The sequence below is a fragment of the Maribacter sp. 6B07 genome (genome assembly GCF_002700155.1).
Lineage (GTDB): Bacteria > Bacteroidota > Bacteroidia > Flavobacteriales > Flavobacteriaceae > Maribacter > Maribacter dokdonensis.
In genome coordinates this window covers 1472678-1496995 of record NZ_PDUT01000001.1, presented here as the reverse complement: position 1 = coordinate 1496995, position 24318 = coordinate 1472678, and the positions used below count along the sequence as shown (strand labels likewise).

General features: G+C 32.0%; 23 protein-coding genes. 19 read left to right on the top strand and 4 right to left on the bottom strand.

The features are described from left to right. Positions 1-2 precede the first annotated feature (2 nt). The 16 genes from CSC80_RS06290 to purD are packed head-to-tail and all read left to right on the top strand — an operon-like array spanning position 3 to position 18794. Positions 3-1508 carry a GH3 auxin-responsive promoter family protein gene (locus CSC80_RS06290; RefSeq protein WP_099190517.1) on the top strand — a complete coding sequence of 502 codons (1506 nt, stop codon included), beginning with the start codon at positions 3-5 and terminating at the stop codon, positions 1506-1508. Positions 1509-1554: 46 nt separating this feature from the next. Further along, entirely contained in the window at positions 1555-3237 is a 1683-nt protein-coding gene (locus tag CSC80_RS06285) for a hypothetical protein (protein ID WP_099190515.1), read from the top strand. After that, positions 3238-4233, top strand: coding sequence for a hypothetical protein (locus CSC80_RS06280; protein ID WP_099190513.1), 996 nt, complete (start codon positions 3238-3240; stop codon positions 4231-4233). A 3-nt stretch (positions 4234-4236) separates the two neighbouring features. Further along, entirely contained in the window at positions 4237-5244 is a 1008-nt protein-coding gene (gene rfbB, locus CSC80_RS06275) for a dTDP-glucose 4,6-dehydratase (RefSeq protein ID WP_099190511.1), read from the top strand. A gap of 2 nt (positions 5245-5246) precedes the next feature. Continuing rightward, positions 5247-6107, top strand: coding sequence for a glucose-1-phosphate thymidylyltransferase RfbA (gene rfbA / locus CSC80_RS06270; protein WP_099190509.1), 861 nt, complete (start codon positions 5247-5249; stop codon positions 6105-6107). Then, positions 6104-6649 carry a dTDP-4-dehydrorhamnose 3,5-epimerase gene (gene rfbC, locus CSC80_RS06265; protein WP_099190507.1) on the top strand — a complete coding sequence of 182 codons (546 nt, stop codon included), beginning with the start codon at positions 6104-6106 and terminating at the stop codon, positions 6647-6649. Before rfbA ends, rfbC begins: the two co-directional genes overlap by 4 nt. Next, positions 6646-7416 (top strand): dTDP-4-dehydrorhamnose reductase, encoded by a 771-nt coding sequence (gene rfbD / locus CSC80_RS06260; protein ID WP_099190505.1) that lies wholly within the window; start codon positions 6646-6648, stop codon positions 7414-7416. The genes rfbC and rfbD overlap by 4 nt, the downstream gene beginning before the upstream one ends. Before the next feature lie 35 nt (positions 7417-7451). Next, entirely contained in the window at positions 7452-9665 is a 2214-nt protein-coding gene (locus CSC80_RS06255; protein WP_099190503.1) for an ATP-grasp fold amidoligase family protein, read from the top strand. 7 nt (positions 9666-9672) lie between these two features. Continuing rightward, positions 9673-10758: a glycosyltransferase gene (locus CSC80_RS06250; RefSeq protein WP_143751723.1), complete on the top strand. Its 1086-nt coding sequence runs from the start codon at positions 9673-9675 to the stop codon at positions 10756-10758. Positions 10759-10768: 10 nt separating this feature from the next. Then, positions 10769-11800: an EpsG family protein gene (locus tag CSC80_RS06245; protein WP_099190499.1), complete on the top strand. Its 1032-nt coding sequence runs from the start codon at positions 10769-10771 to the stop codon at positions 11798-11800. Next, complete coding sequence (locus tag CSC80_RS06240) at positions 11797-12918, top strand: glycosyltransferase (RefSeq protein WP_074670869.1); 1122 nt, start codon at positions 11797-11799, stop codon at positions 12916-12918. Before CSC80_RS06245 ends, CSC80_RS06240 begins: the two co-directional genes overlap by 4 nt. Next, a complete protein-coding gene (locus tag CSC80_RS06235) occupies positions 12896-13981 on the top strand; it encodes a glycosyltransferase (RefSeq protein ID WP_099190497.1) in 1086 nt (361 codons plus the stop codon). Before CSC80_RS06240 ends, CSC80_RS06235 begins: the two co-directional genes overlap by 23 nt. Continuing rightward, complete coding sequence (locus CSC80_RS06230; RefSeq protein WP_099190495.1) at positions 13978-15114, top strand: hypothetical protein; 1137 nt, start codon at positions 13978-13980, stop codon at positions 15112-15114. Before CSC80_RS06235 ends, CSC80_RS06230 begins: the two co-directional genes overlap by 4 nt. Before the next feature lie 23 nt (positions 15115-15137). Then, a complete protein-coding gene (locus CSC80_RS06225; RefSeq protein WP_099190493.1) occupies positions 15138-16502 on the top strand; it encodes an exopolysaccharide biosynthesis polyprenyl glycosylphosphotransferase in 1365 nt (454 codons plus the stop codon). 10 nt (positions 16503-16512) lie between these two features. After that, positions 16513-17493 (top strand): UDP-glucuronic acid decarboxylase family protein, encoded by a 981-nt coding sequence (locus CSC80_RS06220; protein ID WP_099190491.1) that lies wholly within the window; start codon positions 16513-16515, stop codon positions 17491-17493. 29 nt (positions 17494-17522) lie between these two features. Continuing rightward, on the top strand, positions 17523-18794 hold the full coding sequence (gene purD / locus CSC80_RS06215) for a phosphoribosylamine--glycine ligase (RefSeq protein ID WP_099190489.1): 1272 nt from the start codon (positions 17523-17525) through the stop codon (positions 18792-18794). Between the two features lie 59 nt (positions 18795-18853). On the opposite strand, the gene CSC80_RS06210 is transcribed toward purD, so the two are convergent. Further along, positions 18854-19075 (bottom strand): hypothetical protein, encoded by a 222-nt coding sequence (locus tag CSC80_RS06210; protein WP_058104550.1) that lies wholly within the window; start codon positions 19073-19075, stop codon positions 18854-18856. 40 nt (positions 19076-19115) lie between these two features. Between CSC80_RS06210 and CSC80_RS06205 the strand changes: the two genes are divergently transcribed. The 3 genes from CSC80_RS06205 to CSC80_RS06195 are packed head-to-tail and all read left to right on the top strand — an operon-like array spanning position 19116 to position 21726. Beyond that, entirely contained in the window at positions 19116-20045 is a 930-nt protein-coding gene (locus CSC80_RS06205) for a DUF6427 family protein (RefSeq protein WP_058104549.1), read from the top strand. A gap of 39 nt (positions 20046-20084) precedes the next feature. Next, positions 20085-20687: a DUF4254 domain-containing protein gene (locus CSC80_RS06200; RefSeq protein ID WP_074670885.1), complete on the top strand. Its 603-nt coding sequence runs from the start codon at positions 20085-20087 to the stop codon at positions 20685-20687. Then, positions 20674-21726 carry a glycosyltransferase family 9 protein gene (locus CSC80_RS06195; protein ID WP_343224339.1) on the top strand — a complete coding sequence of 351 codons (1053 nt, stop codon included), beginning with the start codon at positions 20674-20676 and terminating at the stop codon, positions 21724-21726. The genes CSC80_RS06200 and CSC80_RS06195 overlap by 14 nt, the downstream gene beginning before the upstream one ends. Here the strand turns inward: CSC80_RS06195 and CSC80_RS06190 are convergent. From CSC80_RS06190 to CSC80_RS06180, 3 genes are all read right to left on the bottom strand, one after another. Then, positions 21723-22340, bottom strand: a complete 618-nt coding sequence (locus CSC80_RS06190) for a TetR/AcrR family transcriptional regulator (protein ID WP_058104546.1) — start codon at positions 22338-22340, stop codon at positions 21723-21725. The genes CSC80_RS06195 and CSC80_RS06190 overlap by 4 nt on opposite strands. Before the next feature lie 248 nt (positions 22341-22588). Next, complete coding sequence (gene arsS / locus CSC80_RS06185; RefSeq protein ID WP_074670891.1) at positions 22589-23644, bottom strand: arsenosugar biosynthesis radical SAM (seleno)protein ArsS; 1056 nt, start codon at positions 23642-23644, stop codon at positions 22589-22591. A 213-nt stretch (positions 23645-23857) separates the two neighbouring features. Then, positions 23858-24193, bottom strand: a complete 336-nt coding sequence (locus tag CSC80_RS06180) for an arsenosugar biosynthesis-associated peroxidase-like protein (protein ID WP_082642972.1) — start codon at positions 24191-24193, stop codon at positions 23858-23860. Positions 24194-24318 lie beyond the last annotated feature (125 nt).

The following is a 24318-nucleotide window of genomic DNA, read 5'->3' as shown; positions in this document are numbered from 1 at the left end:
AAATGTCCTTAAAGACCATTGCTGCTAAAATATTTGCGCACCGTATTGCCAAAAGGACCAATAAATGGGTAAACAACCCCATTGAGACCCAAGAAAAGGTTTTTAAAAGTTTAATTGCCAAAGGAGCGGAAACAAAGTTTGGTAAAGACCATAGTTTTAAAACCATTAAAAAACATAGCGACTTCATTGCCCAAGTACCCGTACGTGATTATGAAGAACTAAAGTTATATGTAAACTTGGCGGTAGAAGGACAAGAAAATATACTTTGGCCCGGTAAACCACTTTATTTTGCCAAAACCTCTGGTACCACTTCTGGTGCAAAATATATTCCTATTACTGAAGGGAGTATAAAAGAACAGGTTAAAGCCTCTAGAAATGCCATACTCAATTATATACATGAAACCGGGAATGCCGATTTTGTAACTGGCAAAATGATTTTTTTACAAGGAAGTCCTTTATTACAAGAAAAGAACGGTGTAAAGTTGGGTAGACTTTCAGGTATATCTGCACATTACGTTCCTAATTATTTACAGAAGAATAGAATGCCCAGTTGGGAAACTAATTGTATTGAAGATTGGGAAACAAAGGTTAATGCCATAGTAGAAGAAACCAAGAATGAGGATATGACCGTAATTGCGGGTATACCATCTTGGGTACAAATGTATTTTGAAAAACTTAAAGAAAATACCAATGAGTATGTTGGTGATCTTTTCAAAAATTTTGAACTCTTTATATACGGCGGAGTCAATTATGAACCTTATAGAAAGAAGTTTGAAGCATTAATAGGTAGAAAAGTAGCCAGTATAGAACTTTTTCCGGCAAGCGAGGGTTTTTTTGCTTATCAAAATTCGCAGAAGGAAAGCGGAATGTTGCTGCTCCTAGATGCGGGAATATTCTATGAATTCATAAAGTCTGATGAATTCTTTAATGAACACCCCAAGCGAATTACGTTAAAAGATGTAGAATTAGGTGTAGATTATGTAATGATTATTTCCACAAATGCGGGACTATGGGGCTACAACTTAGGAGATACCATTCGGTTTATTTCAAAGGACCCTTTTAAAATTCTAGTATCGGGGCGTATTAAACATTTTATTTCAGCCTTTGGAGAACATGTAATCGCTAAAGAAGTTGAAGAAGCAATGTTGGTTGCAACGAATGCTACAGATGCAAGTGTAAGCGAATTTACGGTAGCTCCGCAAATTGTTCCTCAACATAACGAATTGCCCTATCACGAATGGTTCATTGAATTTGAAAAGTTACCAAGTGACATGGACAAATTCATTAATACGTTAGATGTGGCTTTGCAACAACAAAATAGCTATTACTACGATTTAATAGTAGGTAAGGTGTTACAAACATTAAAAATTACACCTGTACAGCATGGGGCTTTTATGGAATATATGAAGTCAATAGGTAAACTAGGCGGACAAAATAAAGTACAAAGATTATCCAATGATAGAAAAGTTGCTGATGGTTTATCAAAATATAAGCTAAGCAATAGCTAACTTTTTAATAACAGATTATAAATCGTAATTTCGTTCGAAATATTCAATGGGAAAAGCAATTACAACTACAAGGGCGCAAGAGTCAACAAATGCAATTGAACGCATGTACATCACCATGCGCCATTTGTTCAATAGAGGTTTTTATAAACCTAACGGCGTATCGGGGGAAGCTTTAAAAAATGCACTTCTACAATTAAGACCTGAAATATATGGTTCCGTAGGTGAAGAAAAAGCAGAATTGAACGGACTCATTTATGTTCTAGAAAGATTGCCAGAAGGTATAGAACAGTGCTCTTTTATTAATTTAACTTCAGATGAAGGGTATGGTATTTCACACATTAACCCAATAATACCACCAAAGAGAAGAAGAAATTGCTACCGAATAGATGAGGAGCAAATGAATATTGAAATTACTAGGGGACGATCAGATATTTATGACATTCTAACTCACCTTACATTTTTGTTCATTGAATCTGAGAAAATATGTAAAAAGGTCCTTATAACAGATACAGATAAAACCATCAGGGATTGGACCAAGCTTGAAAATGCCGTACAAAAGGATGAATTGCCTCAATCTGAACGTGAAATTGCCATTATTCATACGGCAAATATCTTAGGTAGATCCTTTGAAGAGATATTGGAGGTGTATAAAAAATTCAGTACCAAAGACAATCCCGATCGTTTTCTAAAAGTAATTTATTGGTTAGGTAAATTAGCCTTAGATGAAGAAATAACAGGTGAAAAAAGAACTATAACGTTCAGTGCATTGTTAAGAGAGCGTTTGGGGCATCATATTCATGGTGAACGATGGGCAAATAATATAAAAGAGGTACTGACCAAAAATAATTTATTGCAAAGACCAATTCATATTATCTCTGCCAATATGCACAGTGTAATGAATTCTTTATTTGCTAAAGCAGCCTTAAAGAGTGAATTTCCAAATAATGATTCTTTAGAGATTTTTGAAGCACTTAGTAGTTCTGGGAACGCTGCTTTAAGAAAAAAGGTTATTGATTTAGCAGAAGAAAATGGTATGATCGCTATTGATGATACATCAGGAACCAATATTGATGTGCAAATTTTTGATACGGCGAAAATAAAAATCAATAACTGCTCGTACGAATTTTCAGAAAATCAAGATGATAAAAAACCTGTTATATTTGTAATGGATTACGCATTTGGCGAACAGGCATATGAGACTATAGACGAGTTGTTGAAACCATATGTAACCAAGAAGGGCGGTTCGTCGTTGATTAACGTAGATTCTGTTTCCATTATGGGTAAGGCAGGAATATTAGAAGGCGGTAAGGGAGATTTAATGATTCCATCTGCACATATATTTGAAGGTACGGCAGATAATTACCCATTTAATAATGAACTTTGTGCCAAGGATTTTGAGGGTTATGGTCTTAAGGTTTTTGAAGGAACCATGGTAACCGTGTTGGGAACATCACTTCAGAACAAAGACATACTAAAGTTTTTTCACAAGTCTACATGGAACGTTATTGGACTGGAGATGGAGGGAGTACATTATCAAAAAGCAATACAGAGTGCTTCAAAAATTAGAAAGAGTATAGGAGAAGATGTAAAAGTACGTTATGCATATTATGCATCGGATAACCCTTTAGAAACCGGTAGTACATTGGCTTCTGGAGGTTTAGGAACTACTGGGGTAAAACCAACATATCTTATTACAGATAAAATTTTAAAACAAATATTCAATACGTAAATGGCAAGCAATCAATCACCATCTACCCAGAACAATTCAGATGAAATTGACTTAGGGCAATTGTTTCAATTAATAGGAAGGGGCTTTAATGCTGTTTTTCGTTGGTTTTTAAGAGTATTTCTTTATTTAAAAAAGAATCTACTCATACTTATTGGCCTGGTTGTTGTTGGTTTTGCAATTGGGTACGGTCTCAATCAAATTATATCTAAAAAGTATAAAACAGAGGTCATTGTTAAACCTCAATTGGAAAGTAAAAACTATTTATATGATGTTGTAACCGAAATACAATCTAATATACAAGCGAAAGATACTTTGTTTTTTAATACCATAGGTATAAATGAAGTTGATTTTACAGGTTTAAAAATTGAAATAGGTAGAGTCGCAGAGGTAAGCAATTCTGAAAGTGACTTAAAATATTTGGAACTGCTTCAAAGCTTTGAAAATACAGATGCTATTGCTGATATCGTTAGGGCCGAGTTACAAAACAAAAGCTCTTTCAACCATAGAATTACTTTTTATTATAACAATGCTGCATTTGGTAAGCAGTTTGCAAAAAAGGTTTTAGATTATATTAACTCCAATACCTATTTTAACGGGCTATTAGAAATATATAGAAACAATGCCCAAGATCGTATTGAACAGGACGAGAAATTATTAAAACAAGTAGATGAGATTATAGTTAATTATACAAGTGGTCTAGCTAACAAAGGTAATAGTACTGCAACTGATAAGATTATTCTTGATAACCAAGAGCAAGTTAACATTGCTGATATTTTTGAATACAAAACAGGACTGATCAGAGATATAGAATCCAAAAAAATAGAACTAGAAGAACGTACTGTGCCTGTAAGTGTTATCAACCTTGGGGAAACACAAGTAGAGCATAAGTCGTTTTTTGGGAAGAGTATTGTGTTGATTCCATTATTACTTCTTTCTGGCTTCTTCGTTTTTTCAGCACTCCTTTATTTGAATAAGAAGGCAAAATCTTTAATGTAGTGTATGATAGACCAGCTATCTGACAACACAATTCTAATCACTGGTGGTGCTGGTTTTATAGGGAGCAATTTTATTGTTTACTTTTTAACGAAATACCCTAATATTAGAGTAGTTAACTTAGACAAACTAACCTATGCTGGTGATATAAACAATTTGAGTGAATTAAGTAATAATCCTAATTACACTTTTATTGAAGGAGATATTTGCGATGCAACCTTAGTTTCAAAACTATTTCATAAGCATGAAATAAAAGGCATAATCAATTTTGCCGCAGAGTCACATGTAGATAATTCAATTAACTCTCCAGGGCAATTCATAAAAACCAATATTGAAGGTACTTTTACGTTATTAGAGGCAGCTAGAAACTATTGGAAAGGTGAAAATTATAGATTTCATCATATTAGCACAGATGAAGTTTATGGGTCTTTAGGTGAGAATGGTTTTTTTACCGAAGGGTCAAATTACCAGCCAAATAGTCCTTACAGTGCATCTAAGGCTTCATCTGATTTTTTGGTTAGAAGTTATCATCATACTTATGGTATGAACGTAGTCACCAGTAATTGCTCAAATAATTATGGACCGAAACAGCACGATGAAAAATTAATTCCTACAATTATTAGATCAGCTATAAAAGGATTGAAAATTCCAATTTATGGTAATGGTAAGAATGTAAGGGATTGGTTATTTGTAGAGGATCATTGCAAAGGAATAGATCTTATTTATTTTAACGGCGTTGCTGGTGAAACCTATCTTTTAGGAGGAAATAATGAATATGATAATTTAACGATTGCTGAAAAAATTTGTGAATTTATAGATTTAAAAGTACCCAAAAGTAATGGCAGTTACAGGGACCAAATTAAGTTTGTTGATGATCGATTAGGTCATGATTTTAGGTATGCCATTGATGCATCCAAAATTAAAAAAGAACTAGGTTGGAATGCATTAGAAAGTATCCATACTGGTTTAGAGAAGACAGTTGACTGGTATTTAAAAAAGTTTCAATCCAAATAATTATGAAAGGAATTTTACTTGCAGGAGGTACGGGATCGCGACTTTGGCCTTTAACAAAAGCATTAAGTAAACAGTTAATGCCAATTTATGATAAGCCAATGATTTATTACCCGTTATCTACGCTAATGATTGCTGGAATAAGGGAAATTTTAATAATAACTACACCAGATGATTTACCGTTATTCAAAAAACTACTGTCAGACGGTAAACAATTGGGTTGTACATTTCAATATGCTATTCAGCCAGAACCAAAGGGTTTGGCAGAGGCTTTTATAATAGGTAAGGAATTTATTGGTAATAGTAAGGTTGCTCTAGTTTTAGGAGATAATATTTTTTACGGTAATGGTCTGGAAAAATTATTAAAAGAAAATTCTAAGCCAGAAGGCGGTATAATTTATGGGTATCATGTAAATAATCCAAATAGATATGGTGTGGTTGAATTTGATGAATTTGGAAAAGCTATTTCAATTGTTGAAAAACCTAAAATTCCTAAATCTAATTATGCTATACCGGGAATTTACTTTTACGATAATAATGTAGTAGAGATCGCAGAGCAAATAAAACCTAGCAAAAGAGGAGAACTGGAAATTACAGATGTAAATATTGCTTACTTAAATAAAGGTAACTTGAAAGTAAGTGTTCTTGATAAAGGAATTGCTTGGTTAGATACGGGTACCTTTAGTTCTTTAATGAACGCATCTCAGTTTGTGCAAGTAATAGAAGAACGTCAAGGATTAAAAATAGGTTGTATAGAAGAGGTAGCATATACCCAAGGCTTTATTGACGCAAAACAACTAGAAAAGTTAGCCGAGCCGTTATTAAAGAGTGGATACGGAGAATATTTAATGCGCCTGATTAAATGAAAATATCTGAATCAAAACTAAAAGGATGTTTAATCTTGGAACCCCAAATTTATTCAGATGAACGAGGGATGTTTTTTGAGGTTTTCAGAAAAAAGGAATTGGAGGTTTTTTTAGGTCATAATATTGACTTTGTCCAAGAAAATACCTCTATTTCCAAGAAAGGGGTTTTACGTGGTTTGCATTACCAAAAAGGACTAGGGGCACAGGCTAAATTAGTTTCCGTCCAAAGAGGAGAAGTAATAGATGTGGTGGTAGATTTAAGACCAAACAGTGAAACTTTTGGACAGCATATCAAGGTTAATCTATCTGATAAAAACCGCACAAGTCTTTTTATACCAAAAGGTATGGCCCATGGTTTTGTAACACTTACCAACGAAGTAATTTTCACTTATTTATGTGATAATTATTACGACCCTGAATTGGAATCGGGCATTTTATATAGTGATCTAGATTTAGGAATAGACTGGAGCTACCCGATTTCAGAACTGACCGTATCAAAGAAAGACATGCTTCTGCCTAGTTTCAAAGATTTAGAAAAATGAAGAAAGTATTAGTAACAGGAGCCAATGGGCAACTAGGTCAATGTTTGCAAAAAATAGCTCCATCATATAAAGAATTGAATGTTATATTTAAAAGTTCCAAGGAGTTAGATATCACTGATATTTTAGGAATAGAGGAAGCATTTGTAAAGGGCAATTTTAATTATTGTATTAACTGCGCCGCATACACAAATGTAGAACAAGCCGAGAAAACACCAGATATTGCTTATAAGGTAAATGCAGAAGGTGTTAAGAATTTAGCCAATGTATGTAAAAGTTATAATACGACCTTAATACACATTTCTACCGATTATGTATTTGATGGTGAAAAGGATGAACCGTATACCGTAAAGGATGTGCCTAATCCAATTAACGAATATGGTAAATCTAAATTACTAGGTGAAAAGCATATTCAAGAGATAATGGACAATTATTGTATTATAAGAACATCTTGGTTGTATTCTGAATTTGGCAAGAATTTTTATACTACTATTCTGAAGAAGGCTAAAACAGATGATATTCTTAAAGTTTCAAATACTCAATTAGGATATCCCACGAATGCTATGAATTTGGGTGAATTTATCATTGGGGAAATAAAGTTGAATGAGTTTAAATATAGAGTTTACCATTTTACCGATAAAATTGAAATGACTTGGTACCAGTTTGCAGTGAAGATAATAAATGACAAAAAGCTTTCAAATAAGGTCGTTATATTTGATAATAACACAGCTTATCTTGCTTCTAGACCAAAAAATAGTAGGATTAATTGATCTTTTTTAAGAGGGTTACAATGAAAAATTAATTAATGAAAAAGTTCAAAATTTTATTAGACAAATATAACAACATTGTCCAAAATTTTTCTTATTTAACCTTACTACAAATATTCAATGTTTTTTTTCCCATTATAATTTACCCTTTTTTAATTGATATGTTCGGGTTAGAATTATGGGGAAAAATAGTTCTAGCTCAATCTTTAGCGCTTTATTTGTCATTATTTATTGATTTTGGATTTGACCGATTTGCAGTAAAGGAAGTTTCTATTTATAGAGAAGATATAATAAAGTTATCTGAAATTGTTTCTTGCATTGTTCCAATTAGGCTATTTCTTGGTATAATAGTATTCTTTATTTATTTCATAGTGGTTATAAACGTTCCTTTCTTTAAAGGAGATGAAATCTTGTATTTATTATTTTACGCCTTGAATTTTAATTTCATTCTTTTTCCAAAGTGGTTTTTCCAAGGGATAGAAGAAATGAAATACATAGTTATCATCAATGTGTCAGTTAAAATTGTTTTCGTTGTTTTAATGTTTTTAACCATTAAAAGTGCTGCGGATTATTTGAACGTGCCTATTTTTTTCGGAATTGGTGCATTTGTTGGTGGTCTAATTGGGTTATATGTAATGTTTAATCATGAAAAAGTTACTTTAAAATTATACAGTTGGGATAAGTACTTTTTTTACTTAAAAAGTAGTTTTTATCTTTTTGCATCAACCTTTGTTATTTCTATTAAGGATCGTTTTAACGTATTTATTGTTGGATATTTTTTAGGAATGCAAGAAGTAGCTTTGTATGATATTTCGATTAAACTTATTTCCTTTATAACGCAGCCAATAGAGGCTATAAATGGAGCAATTTATCCAAAGGTTGCAAAAGATTTAAACATGGGTTTTGTTAAAAAGGTTGCTTTTTACAGCTTTTTGTTAGTATTATCAATGGTAGTAGTTACACAATTTTTTTTAACAGAGATTTTTCATTTTTTGAATATTGAAGAGTTGAATAATGAGAAAGAAATTCGGCTATTTTTATTTAGTTCATTATTTCTTACGTTATCTGTTTTTTTAGCGCGAAATTGTTTTATAGTATTTGATAAGTTTAAACTACTTTTTCATACAATGCTAATGTCATCTGGGTTTTATTTGATATTAATCGTTCTATTGTACTTCTTAAATCAAATAACTTTCAAGTATATTGTTCTAGTAGTGTTTATTGTTTATATTTTTGAATTTTTATATCGCTATTATCTAGCAATTAAATACAATCTTATATCCATGGGCATTAGATCAAAATTGGGCAAATATTATTATGGTGGAGGCTCTTTTAGCTACTTAGCAAAACCTTTAGTTTATCTGTTTGACTTTTATAGGCATAGAATTGTTAAAGAAAAGGCTTTTACCGAAAACCGTTTTAAAAGAAGAATGGGCTATGATTTGGATTTAAACAATCCAAGAACATTAAATGAAAAAATACAGTGGCTAAAACTCTATAATAGAACACCCTTACATACTATATGTGCCGATAAAATTGCGGTTAGAGATTATGTGGCGGATAGGGTTGGTGCAGAGTATTTAGTTCCTTTAATTTTGGTTACAGAAAATGTCAATGATATAAATTATGAAAATTTACCAGAGGAGCCGTTTATTATAAAAACAAACCATGATTCTGGAAGTTATAAAATAGTAAAGGATAAAAATGATATTGATGATTGGAATGAACTTAGGCGTTTTTTTTCAAAAAGCTTAAAGTCTAATTTTTACTACAAATCAAAAGAATGGCAATACAAGAACATACCACCAAAAATTTTAGTTGAAAAGCTTTTAATTACAAAGAATGGAAGAATACCTGAAGATTATAAGATTCATTGTTTTAAAGGTGAACCCAAATATATACAGTTAGATGTAGACCGAGGTAAGCCGAATCATTCTAGAAATTGGTATGATATAAATTGGAAAAGAACACAGTTTCATTGGTCTACTAAGCTGAAGACGGGAGGAGAAACATTACCAAACAACTTAAATATTCCTCGACCCAGTACTTTAGACGTCATGATTGAATTAGCAAGGGTTTTAAGTGACGCATTTCCGTATGTAAGAGTTGATTTTTATTCATTAGATGATACTAAAGTATATTTTGGTGAGATTACTTTTAATCATGACTCTGGTTTTAGACCGATTATTCCTAAAGAGTGGGATTACAAGTTAGGTGAGTTGGTAACGTTGCCAGTTGATAATAGAAAATAATATAAATATGAAACTGAGAGTCGTTTTTTTACTACCATCACTTGGCGGAGGCGGTTCTGAAAGGGTTTTCATGAATTTGTGCAAGTATTTCAATAAAGATAAGTTTGAAGTTACTTTGTGTCTCTTAAAAAAAGAAGGTGAGTTTTTGCCTCAGATTGAGGAGGACCCAACTATTTCCATACATGATTTAAAAGTGTCAAGAGTTCGTTATTCGATTTATCCAATCATAAAATTTATCAGAAAGGAACAACCGGACATAGTTTTATCTACATTGGGTCACTTGAATGCAATGTTATCAGCTGTTTCTTTTTTAATTCCAAGAAATGTAAAGGTGATTGGCAGAGAATCTAATATTGTAAGCAAAAGCAATCATAATAGAATCTCGATTCTTTTTTATAAAATGTTTTATAAGAATTTTGACAAAATTATAGTTCAAAGTGATGATATGGAGATAGATTTAAAAAATCTTGTAAGAAATTTAAAAGAAAATCAAGTTGTAAAAATTAATAATCCAGTTGATTTAAAACATATACAAAGTCTTAAGCATTCTACAAGCATTTTGCTTCCTCAAGACAAAATTAATTTAATATCTGTAGGTAGTTTAACTTATCAAAAAGGATATGATTTGCTTTTTAAATCTTTTGCGAAATTTGAGGATAAAGAGAAATATCATATTTCTATTATTGGAAAAGGTAAGTTAAAGAATGAGTTAATTGAATTATTAAAAATATTAAACATCGAGAAACATGTTTCGTTACTTGGTTTTCAAGATAATCCTTATAAATACATATCACAATCATCAATATTCATTTCAAGTTCTAGATTTGAGGGTTTTCCAAACGTTGTTTTAGAATCTCTCATCTGTGATGTTCCGGTTATTGCAAACAATTATAAAGGCGGTATTAATGAAATTATAAATAAGCCAATTTTTGGTCAAATTATAGATATAGAAAATTCTGAATTATTAGAAAGAACTTGTAACAAGATACTTTCTAAAGACCATTCAAAAGATAAAATTAGCGAAGAAGTGAATCAAAGATATGGTATAACTTCTATTGTAAGCAGATATGAAGATTTAATACTGAACATGTAAATTATTGCACATGATAAATTACATTGTTCTTTACTTATATCTTTTTTCAAATTCTCTGCTCCAAACGATTTTAAATAAAAGAATTAAGGGATTAATATTCATTGCTTTTATAGCTTTAGTTTTTGTGCTTACTATAAGAGGAAGCCATGGTGTTGATACTGAAATTTACTTGACATTTTTCAATGATATTGGCAAAAGGGTAAAGGGTTATGACGGTTTGGACTTGGGCTTTTTATATATTTCAACGTTGATTAAAAAAATTTATAATAATGAAATTTTCTTTTTATTCTGTATTGCTTTCATTTCAGTAAGTTTAAAATTAAAAGCGGCCCATAAATTATCCCCATTGCCTTTGGTCACAGCATTTGTGTTGTTTGGAACGTATTTTTTATCGCTTGAAGCAAATCAGATTAGACAAGCAATGGCACTTGGAATAGGTCTTTTTTCACTTCATTATGTGATAGAAAGAAAGAAGACTTCTTTTTTTATATGTATCATCTTAGCTGCAACATTTCATGTTTCGGTCATCATATTTTTACCGGTTTGGTGGTTATATGATTTAAAAATCAAAAGAACTACTCTTTTAGCAATACTTGGTATTTCATTTTTATTTGTCTTTATATCCTTAATTGAGGTATTTCAATTTGCTGTCGGGTTCAGCTTTTTGTGGGGAGAATTTATTTTTTCGAAACTTTTGAATTATGCTTCTAAAATGGAAAGAGTAGGTTTTTCTCCTATTCAAATTTGGTATATTTTAATATCTATTATTTTTATTACAGAAAAGAAAAAAATCAACGATCCCAAATATTCGTTTTTATTGAACTTGTTCATAATTGGAATATCGCTCAATTTTTTCTTAAATAGTTTTTCCTATATGATACGAATTACTTATTACTTCATAGCTGTTGAAGGTTTTTTGTTGGCATATTTAATTAAAAAATCTGAAATGGTAACCAGAATACTATTGTTTCTATTAGCTGCTATTATGCTAGCGCTAAAAAATTATAAGTACATAAATGCTAACTTAGAATATTTTCTATGAAGAAGGTACTTCATCTATTTCCTGCGTATAAAATAGGAGGCGCCCCGGTAAATGTTTTAAGATTCATTAAAGGAAGTAAAGATAAAATTCGCAATTATGCTGCTGCCTGCAATATTGATGGAAATTTGTTTAACAAATATGTTGAAGCTACTGATGATAGCTTTGATGTAAATTTAACTAGTATTAAACTAAGCTCGTATCTTAAATTGCTCCGAATAGTAAAAAATGTCAAGCCTGATATTATACATGCTAATGGTAAAGGCGGGGCATTTTATGCGTTTTTAATTTATATATTCTATAAGGTAGATATTTATTATACGTTTAGGGGATTTCATATTAAGTATTCTGGAATTAGACATACATTTCATATGCTTTTTGAAAAATTATTTTCTTATTGTTATGTAAAGGCTATTGCAGTTAGTCATTCTGAAAAAGAATTGTATTTAAAGACTACTGGGGTGAATGATATAAAGGTAACGGTAATCGGTAATGGAGTAGACATTTCTAAAATGCAATTACCAAGTGAATTACAAGGTGTTTTAGATAAATATAAAATTAACATTGTAAGCTTATCTAGAATAGACCCTGTCAAGGACATTGTTACAATGTTAAAGAGCTTTGCATTACTGAACAATCAAGATACGGCTTTGCACATTATGGGCGGATTTTTAGATGGTGATATATTGTATAAGGAAAAAGTGGAAAGTACAATTAAATCATTAAAATGTAGCGATAGGGTGTATTTGTGGGGGGATATGCCTAGTGCGGGTAATTATATACATAATTTTGATTTATATTTGTCAACCTCCTTGTCAGAAGGTTTGCCAACTTCAATAATAGAGGCTGGACTAAGCAAAATACCAGTAATTGCATCTAACTGTAATGGGAATATTGATTTAATTAAAGATTTTGAAACAGGATATTTGTTTTCTAAAAAAGATATAGCAGGTCTTGTTAGTAAACTTCAATTAGCTATAGATCAACTAGGATCTGTTGAACAATCAGAGATTTTAATTAAAAATTTGAATCAAATGCATTCATATTCTATAGATTCTCATGTTAATAAATTAATAGAATTATATATTAATAAAGGTATTGAAGGTTTTACAAGTAAATAAATATTATTATCCAGATATTGGGGGTGTGGAGACTGTAGTAAGTCAATACGCTCAAGCTTTAAAAAATCTACACAAGGTCAAGGTTTTGTGTATTCATAAAAATTTTACTTTTAAGACGGTAAAGGAAAATATTGATGGGGTTGAAATAGTGAGGTGTTCTTCTTTTGGAACTTTTATGTCTATGCCACTTTCAGTTTCTTTTTTTTATCATTTCTTCAAATTATATAAATCTCATGATTTATTTCATTTTCACGAACCGTTTCCATTGGCATCTTTACTTTCGTTGTTTATTAGTAGTAAGAGAAAGATTGTTGTTACATGGCACAGTGATATTATAAAGCAAAAATCTTTAAAACGACTTGTAGAGGTTTTTCAATCACATTTATGCAAGAAAGCATCTATTATAACTACAACGTCCCCTAATTTGCTTAAATTCTCGAAGGTTTTGAAAAAATTTGAGAATAAAGTATCAATATTACCTTTAGGGATTAATTTGAATCCAATAGATGAAAAGTTATCAAAAGGAGAGTATATTTTATGTTTAGGAAGACTCTCGTACTACAAAGGTATTGATGTCTTATTACAAGCCTATTTGAAAGCTAAAACAAGAAAAGAACTATTTATAGTAGGTGATGGAGATAAAGATATAGTGGAGTTGATCACAAAGTATCAAAATAAATCCACAAGAAAAATCAAGTTTATAAATCAATTTGTCAGTGAAGAAGAGAAACGGAATTTATTAAAAAAATGTTTGTTTTTCGTTTTTCCCTCAATTGCTGCTAGTGAAGCATTTGGGATTATTCAATTGGAGGCGATGTCTTATGGCAAACCTGTAATTAATACTAATTTGCCAACTGGGGTCCCTTTTGTGAGTCTTGATAATGTTACAGGAATTACAGTTGAACCTTCCAATATAATAGCATTAGCTCAGGCTATTGATAAATTGTCTTTTGATAATCAATTGGTTGATTTAATGGGAGAAAATGCAAAAAAAAGAGTAATCTCTCATTTTTCTAATGTAAAAATAATGACAAAACTGCTTAGAATCTATGATAGTTTATGAAGCTAGATAAGAACTTTATTGGGTTTTACATTTTTGCATTAGTATTACCCTTGCCCTTACCTTTGATTGTATTGTCAATTGCTGCAGGTTTATTGATTTTAAACTGTTTTTTTTTAATAAAAAAACCAATTGGTATTGATTTTTTATCTTTGTTGTTTCTTTTGTTTTTCCTGTCTGATTTATTGTCCTTGGTATTTTCTGGTAGGAGTTTTTTTGAAAATACTATTATAAATGATGTGAAGATTATTTGTTCTGTTCTTCCAATATTGATTTTTAATATTAAGGATAAATTAAAATTAAAGTCAATACAAAAATCTATTTTAGATATTTTTACAGGTGGTGTTTTAGTTTACATAGTATATTGTATACTTTATTATTTCTATTTTATTTATACGCACCCAAGGTATACGGTTCAAATTGACAATTATTTATTTTGGGCAATAGAAAATAATTTTCCTGGTACTTTTCATAGATCTTATATTGGTGCTTATATAGTTTTTTCATCTGTATATGTGTTAAGAAATTTTCTTAGGCTAAAGAATGTTAAGTTAAAAGCGCTATATGGTCTTATTTTTTTACTTGAATTATGTGCTATATTTTTTTTAGGTTCAAAATTAACCATGGGTATTTTTTTATGGGTTAATACGCTCTTGTTATTGAAAAACTACAGGGTCTTGGTAATCCCATTATTTTTAAGTGTTTTGGTTGGTTTCTTTCTTATTAAAGAATGGATTTTCAAATCACTAACAAAATCATATTATGACAGGACTGTGTTTTTTTCAAGATCTGTTGAAATAATAGACGAGAATTTTTTATTTGGAATAGGAGAAAAGAATATTTTAAAGCATACGGTTACAATAAACGATGTGGTTACAACACTAATTCCTCATAATTCATTTTTAAAAGAACTTTTGTCTAACGGATTTTTAGGGTTTTCTATATTAACTAGTTTGTTGGGATATGTAATTTATTTAGCATTTAAAACCAACAATTCATTGTTTCAATATTTTTTAGTTTTAGTAATAAGTTTATGTTTAATTGAAGATTTTATGTATTTGCAAAGAGGTCTTTTCTTTTTTATTTTCTTTACTGTTTTCTTTTGCAATACAAGTATTAGGAAAAATTTAGTATAAATTGCGAATCTTTAATTAGTGTTATGCCCAATCCTTCAATTTTAAATTCAATAGAACGTAAGTTTATTCTCTTAGTTGGGGATTTGGTTATTATATTAGCAAGTCTAAATGTTTTTATCAATAATGCTATTGATATTGAATTTGCGTCTTTTAAATTAAAGGTTATAATAACTGTATTTGGAGTGTTTTCTTTTCTAACGCTTTCTTACATTTTGGATTTATATAATCTACAGAAAACCTTAAAAAGAAAGTATGTTGTTTCACAGGCACTGTATATTACTGCTTTATTTGTTTTCACTGTTTTTATATTTTCTGTATTGTTTTTTGACACTAGTTTTTGGAGAATTCCATTGCTGGTCTTCCTAATTCTAACACCAATAGAAGTTGCTCTTTGGAGATTGTTCTTTGTAAATGTTTTTAGAGTTATACCTACGACTAAAAATGTATTACTAATTTATGATAAGGAAACAGAAAAACATTTTAGGGAAGTAACCTCTTCTATTGATGGCGGCGATGTTGAAACTTTTTATAAGGTAAAACTGACATATAATCTTAATCAGCACAATGAAATAAGAAATAAGTTTTTTGTTGCAACAGAAAAAGTCGACTCTTGGATAGTGAATATTAAAAATTATAGTGATTTTCCGGATGATTTGGAAAAACTACTTTTAAAATCCATTTTAAAAGGCAAAGAGGTTATATCCTATACTTCTTTTTATGAAAATACTTATGAAGCATTACCTATACAATCTCATAATGACAGTTTTTATGAAATATTGCAATTAAGAAATAGAAAAATTAGGTATTTACATACAATATTTAGTTTTATTGTGAATCTTATTCTATCGATTTTTGTTGGTTTGGTCTTATTGTTCTGTATTCCGGTGGTTTTTATTTTGAATTTCTTTTTTAATAGAGGACCTTTATTTTATACTCAAAAAAGAGTTGGGCTTCATGGAAATGAGTTTAAAATTTATAAGTTTCGATCAATGGTAGTTAATGCTGAAAAGGAAGGGGCCAAGATGGCGGTAAAGAATGATGCTAGAATAACTCCATTTGGAAGAATATTGAGAGTATTTAGAATTGATGAGTTACCTCAAATATTATCGGTTATAAAGGGCGATATGCAATTTATTGGACCAAGACCTGAGAGAAGAGTTTTTGTTAACCAGTTGAATTCGTTAGTACCTTTTTACGGTACTCGTCACCTTATTAAGCCCGGTATTACAGGTTGGGCTCAAGTTAAGTATAAGTATGGAGAGAATCTTGAAGATTCTATCAAGAAGTTGGAATATGATTTATATTATATTAAAAACCGTTCGATAACTCTCGATTTAAGAATTATTTTTAAAACTGTAACTACAGTTCTTTTTTCAAGAGGTATATAACTAAAATAATATGAAAAAAATACTAATAACAGGCGCTGCAGGGTTTTTAGGTTCTCATTTATGCGACCGTTTCATTAGTGAAGGGTTTCATGTCATAGGGATGGACAATCTTATTACAGGTGATTTAAATAATATTTCTCATTTGTTTCCATTATCAAATTTTGAGTTTCATCATCATGATGTAACAAAGTTTGTTCATATTTCTGGTAAATTGGATTATATTTTGCATTTTGCCTCTCCTGCAAGTCCCATAGATTATTTAAAGATTCCAATTAAGACATTAAAGGTCGGTTCTTTAGGTACGCTAAACTTACTTGGGCTTGCAAAGGAAAAAGATTCTAGAATTTTGGTAGCGTCAACTTCTGAAGTTTATGGAGATCCGTTAGTACACCCTCAGAACGAAGAATATTTTGGTAATGTAAACCCAATAGGACCGCGTGGAGTATATGATGAAGCCAAACGCTTTATGGAGTCCATTACAATGGCTTATCATAGACACCATGGGTTAGATACACGTATTGTTCGCATATTTAATACCTATGGGTCTAGAATGCGTTTAAACGATGGTAGAGTGGTTCCAGCATTTATGGGTCAAGCGTTACGTGGAGAAGATTTAACGGTTTTTGGAGATGGTTCTCAAAGTCGTTCATTTTGCTATATCGATGACCAGGTAGAAGGAATATACCGATTGTTATTCAGTGATTATACAGATCCTATTAATATTGGAAACCCGCACGAAACTACCATTAAGGAATTCGCCGAAGAGATTATAGCATTAACAGGAACTAAACAAAAAGTTATCTATAAGCCTCTTCCTCAAGATGATCCTACGCAGAGGCAACCTGATATTAGTAAAGCTAAAAAAATCTTGGGGTGGGAACCAAAGGTACATAGGGCAGAAGGACTAAAAATCGTATACGATTACTTCAAATCGTTGTCTACAGAGGAATTACAGAAGAAAGAACATAGGGATTTTTCGACGACAAGATAAATTATGCAATAAACAAGGTTATTTATAAAATGAATATTTTAATATTAGGATCGGGAGGTCGCGAGCACACGTTCGCATGGAAAATAGCACAAAGTGAAAAAGTATCTAAACTTTTTGTGGCGCCAGGAAATGCAGGAACTAATAAAATCGCAACGAATGTACCAATTGGTGTAAATGATTTTGAAAAAATCAAAACATTGGTTTTAAAAGAAAATATTCAATTGGTGGTAGTTGGTCCAGAGGATCCTCTAGTTAATGGAATCCATGACTTCTTTTTGGATGATAACGAGTTAAAAAATATTGCTGTAATTGGTCCGGAAAAGTTGGCGGCTACTCTAGAAGGTAGTAAAGAATTCGCCAAAGAATTTATGATGCGCCATCAAATTCCTACCGCTCAGTATAAAAGTTTTACTTCAGAAACAGTTAAAGACGGATTCAAATTTTTAGAACAACTTAATCCTCCTTATGTATTGAAAGCTGACGGACTTGCCGCTGGTAAAGGCGTAGTTATTTTAAATGATCTTGATGATGCCAAAAATGAACTTAAATCTATGTTAGTAGACAAAAAGTTTGGCTCAGCAAGTGCTACTGTAGTTATAGAAGAGTTTCTAGACGGAATTGAGTTAAGTGTTTTTGTGCTTACAGATGGCGATTCGTATAAAGTGTTACCTACTGCAAAGGACTATAAAAGAATAGGAGAGGGCGATACCGGATTGAATACGGGCGGTATGGGGGCTATTTCCCCTGTTCCTTTCGCTAATAAAGCTTTTATGGACAAGATAGAGCAGCGAATTGTAAAACCTACCGTAGAGGGGCTTAAAAAGGACAATATGCCGTACAAGGGTTTTATCTTCATAGGTCTTATAAAAGTTGGAGATGACCCTAAGGTTATTGAATACAACGTTAGAATGGGAGATCCTGAGACAGAGGTGGTATTGCCACGTATTCAAAATGATATGGTCGATTTATTAAAGGCCGTAGCCGACCAGAAACTATTTGACATAGAATTACAATTGGATGAAAGAACCGCTACAACGGTTATGACCGTTTCAGGTGGTTATCCAGGGTCTTACGAGAAAGGTAAAGAAATTTCTGGTATTGAATCTATTGAAGATTCCTTGGTTTTTCACGCCGGTACTACGCTTAAAGAAGGTAAGGTCGTAACTAATGGTGGTCGGGTAATGGCAATAACTTCTTTTGGAAGTGATTTTAAAACTGCACTATCTAAGTCTTACGAAAATGTAGCGAAGCTCTCCTTTGAAGGTATGAACTATAGAAAAGATCTTGGATTTGATCTTTAACAATTACTTATTTCATCGGATTTCAATTTATAAAATCCGATGAAATAAATGTATTTTATTTATAGGTATGAGTGAGAAGTACTTGACTTGTCTTCTTCTCCCTTTTCATTGTATTTTTTCAACTCTAGCATCCAATACACAAATGCTACTGAACCTATTAGCATAAATATCCAATTAAGAATATTTGCTAATGCCCAACTATCAGTAAAACGCAAAAAATCCAACGGTGCAAACAATACATTTACGAACAAATCCGCGATACCTTCAAAAAATGATTTCATCTTATTACTATATTTACGAGCAAAAATATAAAAAGCTTAGATGATTTCAAGCATTTTTGAGAAAACAAAACCGGTGAATTTCATAATTCTTCTGGTTTTTTTGTTTCTATTTTATTGGTCGGTTCAATTTTACTTGTTTGATTTTGAAATAAGTGAAGTGGAAATCATGCCATCTATAGGTATTTTAGCCATTCTTCTTTTCAGTGTATTTGTTGTTGATTTCATTGTAAAACGCAATAAGCTTACTGGTACAAACTCTTATGCCATATTATTTTTCACGTTACTTTTTGTGGTCTTTCCAGAAACTTTGGGTGATAGTAAGGCTATTTTAACCAGTTTTTTTCTTCTATTGGCCATGAGGCGTTTGCTGAGTATTAAATCCTTGAAGAATATTAAGCTAAAGATTTTTGATGCAGGTCTATGGATCTGTATTTCAAGTGTCTTTTATGAATGGGCACTGCTATATTTACTTTTAGTATTCGCGGCAATTTATATCTATGAGCCTAAGAATATTAGAAATTGGATGGTAATTTTATCTGTTGGTTTTTGTTTTTTTATGATTCTTTATGGAGTTGTCTTACTTCTTGATAAGCCTAATTTTATAGCTGAGCATTATGATTTTGCAATTGATTATGATGCCATTTTTCCAATAAAATGGTGGACCAGCTTAAAAATGACGCTTTATGCTCTATTGAATATGGCCATGGCATTTTCTGCATTTATCCACCTAAGTAAATCTGGTGTCGGTAAGGTTATTGTTATGAGGTTAATTGCATTTTCATTTATCATTGGTCTGGTAGTGAATATTTTAGTGACCTCAGATAACAACAATGCGGTCATAATAACTTTTTTCCCATCGGTTATCTTTATTGTAAATTATCTTCAATCTATTAAAAAGCCTAAGTTTTTAGAGCTTGTAATCATTTCTAGCATTGTGGTTCCGTTAATAGTCTATCTGGTCAAATTATAGGTTACAACTATAAACTTTATCTTTGTAAAAAAGGCTCATATGTTTAGCGAATTCGCGTTTAAAATTTTTAATGACAGTATTGAAGAATATCATGTAAAAGATGATGTTTACCAAAGTTTTGAAAACCCTTATTCCAAGGAGGAAATTGAGCATTTATTATATAGAAAAAATTGGATCGATACGGTTCAATGGCATTATGAGGATATCATTAGGGATCCGGACATTAATCCTAACGATGCTTTGGTTTTAAAACGTAAAATTGATGCCAGCAATCAAGATAGAACAGATTTGGTAGAATTTATAGATAGTTATTTCTTAAAAAAATACCAATCGGTAGAAGTTAAGCCGAACGCTACTATCAATACAGAGAGTCCAGCTTGGGCAATAGATAGATTGTCCATATTGGCATTAAAGATCTATCACATGAAAGAAGAAGCAACAAGGTCAGATGCTGCTTTGGCACATAGAGAAAAATGCCAGGCCAAGTTAGAAGTTTTGTTGGAACAAAAAAGTGATCTTTCACAAGCTATAGACCAGTTACTTGCTGACATTGAAAGTGGCATTAAGTATATGAAGGTCTATAAACAAATGAAGATGTATAATGATGAGGAACTAAACCCCATCCTTCGTGGCAATAAATAGTCATAAACACATTTTGGTCATCCGACTCTCCGCTATGGGAGATGTTGCTATGTCGGTTCCTGTTATCACAGGTATTGTTAAAAAATATCCTCAGGTAAAAATCACTGTTCTAACAAAAGCATTTACTGCTCCTATATTCCATAATATAGCTAATGTTTCAGTTTTTAAGGCAGATGTAAAAGGTAGGCATAAAGGATTTTTAGGTCTTTGGAAATTATACAGAGAGTTGCAATTATTGCAGATTGATGCCGTTGCGGATATTCATAATGTTTTACGAAGTTCAATACTAAAACAATTTTTTAGGTTATCAGGTATTCCATTTGTACAATTGGACAAGGGTAGGGCAGAAAAGAAAGCTTTGATAAATGCCAATAGAGATGTTTTTAAGCCATTGAGTTCCACTTTTGAAAGATATGCCGATGTATTCGGCAAATTAGGCTATCCCATTGGTAAAAACGAAATGGAGACCATGTCTAAAAAGCCCATGTCTAACGATTTTGCCACTTTGCTTGAAAACCATAATTATAAAGTTATAGGTATAGCCCCTTTTGCTGCTTTTAAAGGAAAAATGTATCCTTTAGACTTAATGAAAAAAGTGGTTTTACAATTGGATTCTTCAGAGAGCTATAAATTGGTGTTATTTGGCGGTGGTACCAGCGAAATAGAAATTCTTGCTTCATGGGAAAAGCAGTTTAAAAATTGTATTAGCGCTGCAGGAAAGCTATCATTTTCAGAGGAACTCGGCTTCATATCCAATCTTGACCTTATGCTGGCCATGGATAGCGGTAACGCTCATTTAGCTGCCATGTATGCTGTGCCAACCGTAACAATTTGGGGTGTTACCCACCCTTATGCTGGTTTCTCACCTTTTAATCAGCCCGATGAAAATGCCCTTTTATCCGACAGGAATCTGTATCCTGCTATACCAACTTCTATTTATGGAAATAAGTACCCTGAAGGTTATCATAAGGTCATGGAAACCATAAAACCAGAAACCATCGTTCAGAAAATAGTTGATATTTTAAAACCTACAACTTAAGGGGTAGTAACCTTTGCTTCTATACTTTTAAAATATTGTCTTAATTGAGACATGAATCGGTATTTTTTAGCTGCTGGAGCAGAGCTGGTCATTAATGTGCGTACTCCAAAATAAGAACTCATTAAAAAGGTTGCAGCGGCTTCGCAATCTACATGTCTGTCCAAGAAACCGTTGAATTTTCCTTTTTGTAAGGTAGTTACCAAGTTAACTTCCCAAACCGTTACAATTTCATTTAAATGTTTCATGATGACTTCGTTCTTTCCGTTGAATTCAGATAAGAAGTTACTTAGAATAAAACCATAATCCATTTCATTATGTACGGCAGTTTCCATAGCATCGTCAAAACATTTTGTAATCAGCGTTAAAGGGTTCTCATGACCTTCAATGGGCTCTATTAATGTGCTATAAATTTTACGGGCCAATAAATTCTGTATGATTTGAACAAAGAAATCTTCCTTAGAATCAAAATGATAATAAAAAGCACCTTTAGAGAGGTCTAGTCTTTTTAGGATATCGTCTATACTTGTATTATAATATCCTTGGGAATAGAACAATTCTAATCCTGTAGTCTGCATACGTTGCATGGTAGCCATGCGCTTTAAGCTCTTGTTCATAATACTGAGATTTGGGTATTTAGACCATATGGTCTGTTTATAGAACTTGAGATTTATATAACTGAATGGAATTTATAGATGAGATGCATTTTTATTCGGTAAACGCACCGTTTTTAATTGAAAAACAATACTATAGCGTTAATAAACATACTCCTTGGTTGGTTGTGGCTATAAAAATAAAAAGGTTTGTAAAAGAAAAACCGCTCAATGCATTCACTGAACGGTTCATTTATTATCGGTAATTGTTACTAAGCAACGGTACCTTGGCAGCTACTACCGGCACCCGCTGTACAGCCATAGCAATGTTGTGATATTATAATGTTTCTATCGTTTAAGATATCTTCATTATAATCTTTTATATGCTTTACCTTACTGGCTACTTTTAAATCTAACATTTGGTTAAAGTCACAATCGTACAACCAACCGTCCCAGCTAATGGAAATGGTGTTGGTACACATTACATTTGCCACTGCAGACGGATTGTATGCTTCTACCAATGCATACATGTAATCTTCATAATTTTCTGATGCGATCAAATAATCCAAGAAACGTGCAATGGGTAAATTGGTAATGGCAAATAGGTTGTGAAAGTCAATATTAAAATCTTCTTTAAGCGCTTTTTTGAAATCTTTCTCCATGGCAGCTTGATCTCCTGGTAAATATGCGCCAGACGGATTGTAGACTAAATCTAATTTTAGATCACTGCCAGGCATGCCATAACCCCTTTCGTTCAATTCTTGTAATGCTTTTATCGATTTGTCAAAAACACCGTCTCCTCTTTGTTTATCCGTTTTTCCACGGGTATAGTGCGGCATAGAGGATATTACATGCACATTGTGCTTTTTAAAGAAATCTGGTAAATCATAGTACTTCTTGTTGGCACGTATAATGGTTAGGTTAGAACGAACAATAAAATCTTTAATGCCGGCTTTTGCCGCTTCTTCAACAAACCATCTAAAATCAGGATTCATTTCTGGTGCACCGCCCGTTAAGTCTAAGGTATGTGCTCCAGTGTTTTTGATGACCTCAATACATTGCTGCATGGTTTCACGGGTCATGATTTCTTTACGATCTGGACCAGCATCTACATGACAGTGTTCACAGACTTGATTGCACATATAGCCTACGTTTATCTGTAGGATCTCAAGTTTCTTGGGGCGTAATGGAAAATGCCCAATATCTGCGATTTTGTCTTTAAAATAAGGAAGCTCTCCATCAGCAAATATGCCTCCGTTCAATATTTCTAACTGCTTGTTGGAAACTGCTAAATCGTTTCCTTTTGCTTTTAATGATTTTGTAGCCATTTTTTAGTTGTTCGTTGTTCGTTGTTCGTTGTTGGCATTTTGTAAATGCTTCAAATTTTAACATGACAACAATTAATTTCTTATTCTTAACCGTGGATATTCATAATGAATATTCCATTTGCACTTTTTTTTAAACTTGCTTTAATTTCAAAGTAGTGATTGTTGAAAAAAGGATGCGACGAACAACCATCAACGAACAATCAACAATGAAATTTACATTGACAATTTGTTATACTTGTTCATCATTTGTACTCCATGCACCAAGGTGGCACCACCTTCAATAGCTGCTCCTACATGCACCGCCTCCATCATTTCTTCTTTAGTAATGCCTTTTTGTAAGCCGTCTTTAGTATAGGCGTCAATACAATATGGACATTTGACAACATGAGATACCGCCAATGCAATTAAAGACTTTTCTCTAGCACTTAGTGCGCCTTCTTCGAAAACCTTACCATAATAGTCAAAAAATTTGGTACCAAGCTCTTCGCTCCATTCTGTAATTTTTCCAAATTTTCTTAAATCTGCTGGGTCATAGTACGTATTTGCCATCTTTTTCTGAGTTTTAGTTTGTATCGTATCTTTTTGTTCTTGGTTAAAATATATTGGAATTCCCTGTCCCATTTTTTCTAGTTCAGGTAGTATTTCCATATTATCCCATATACCAGATGTAAGCG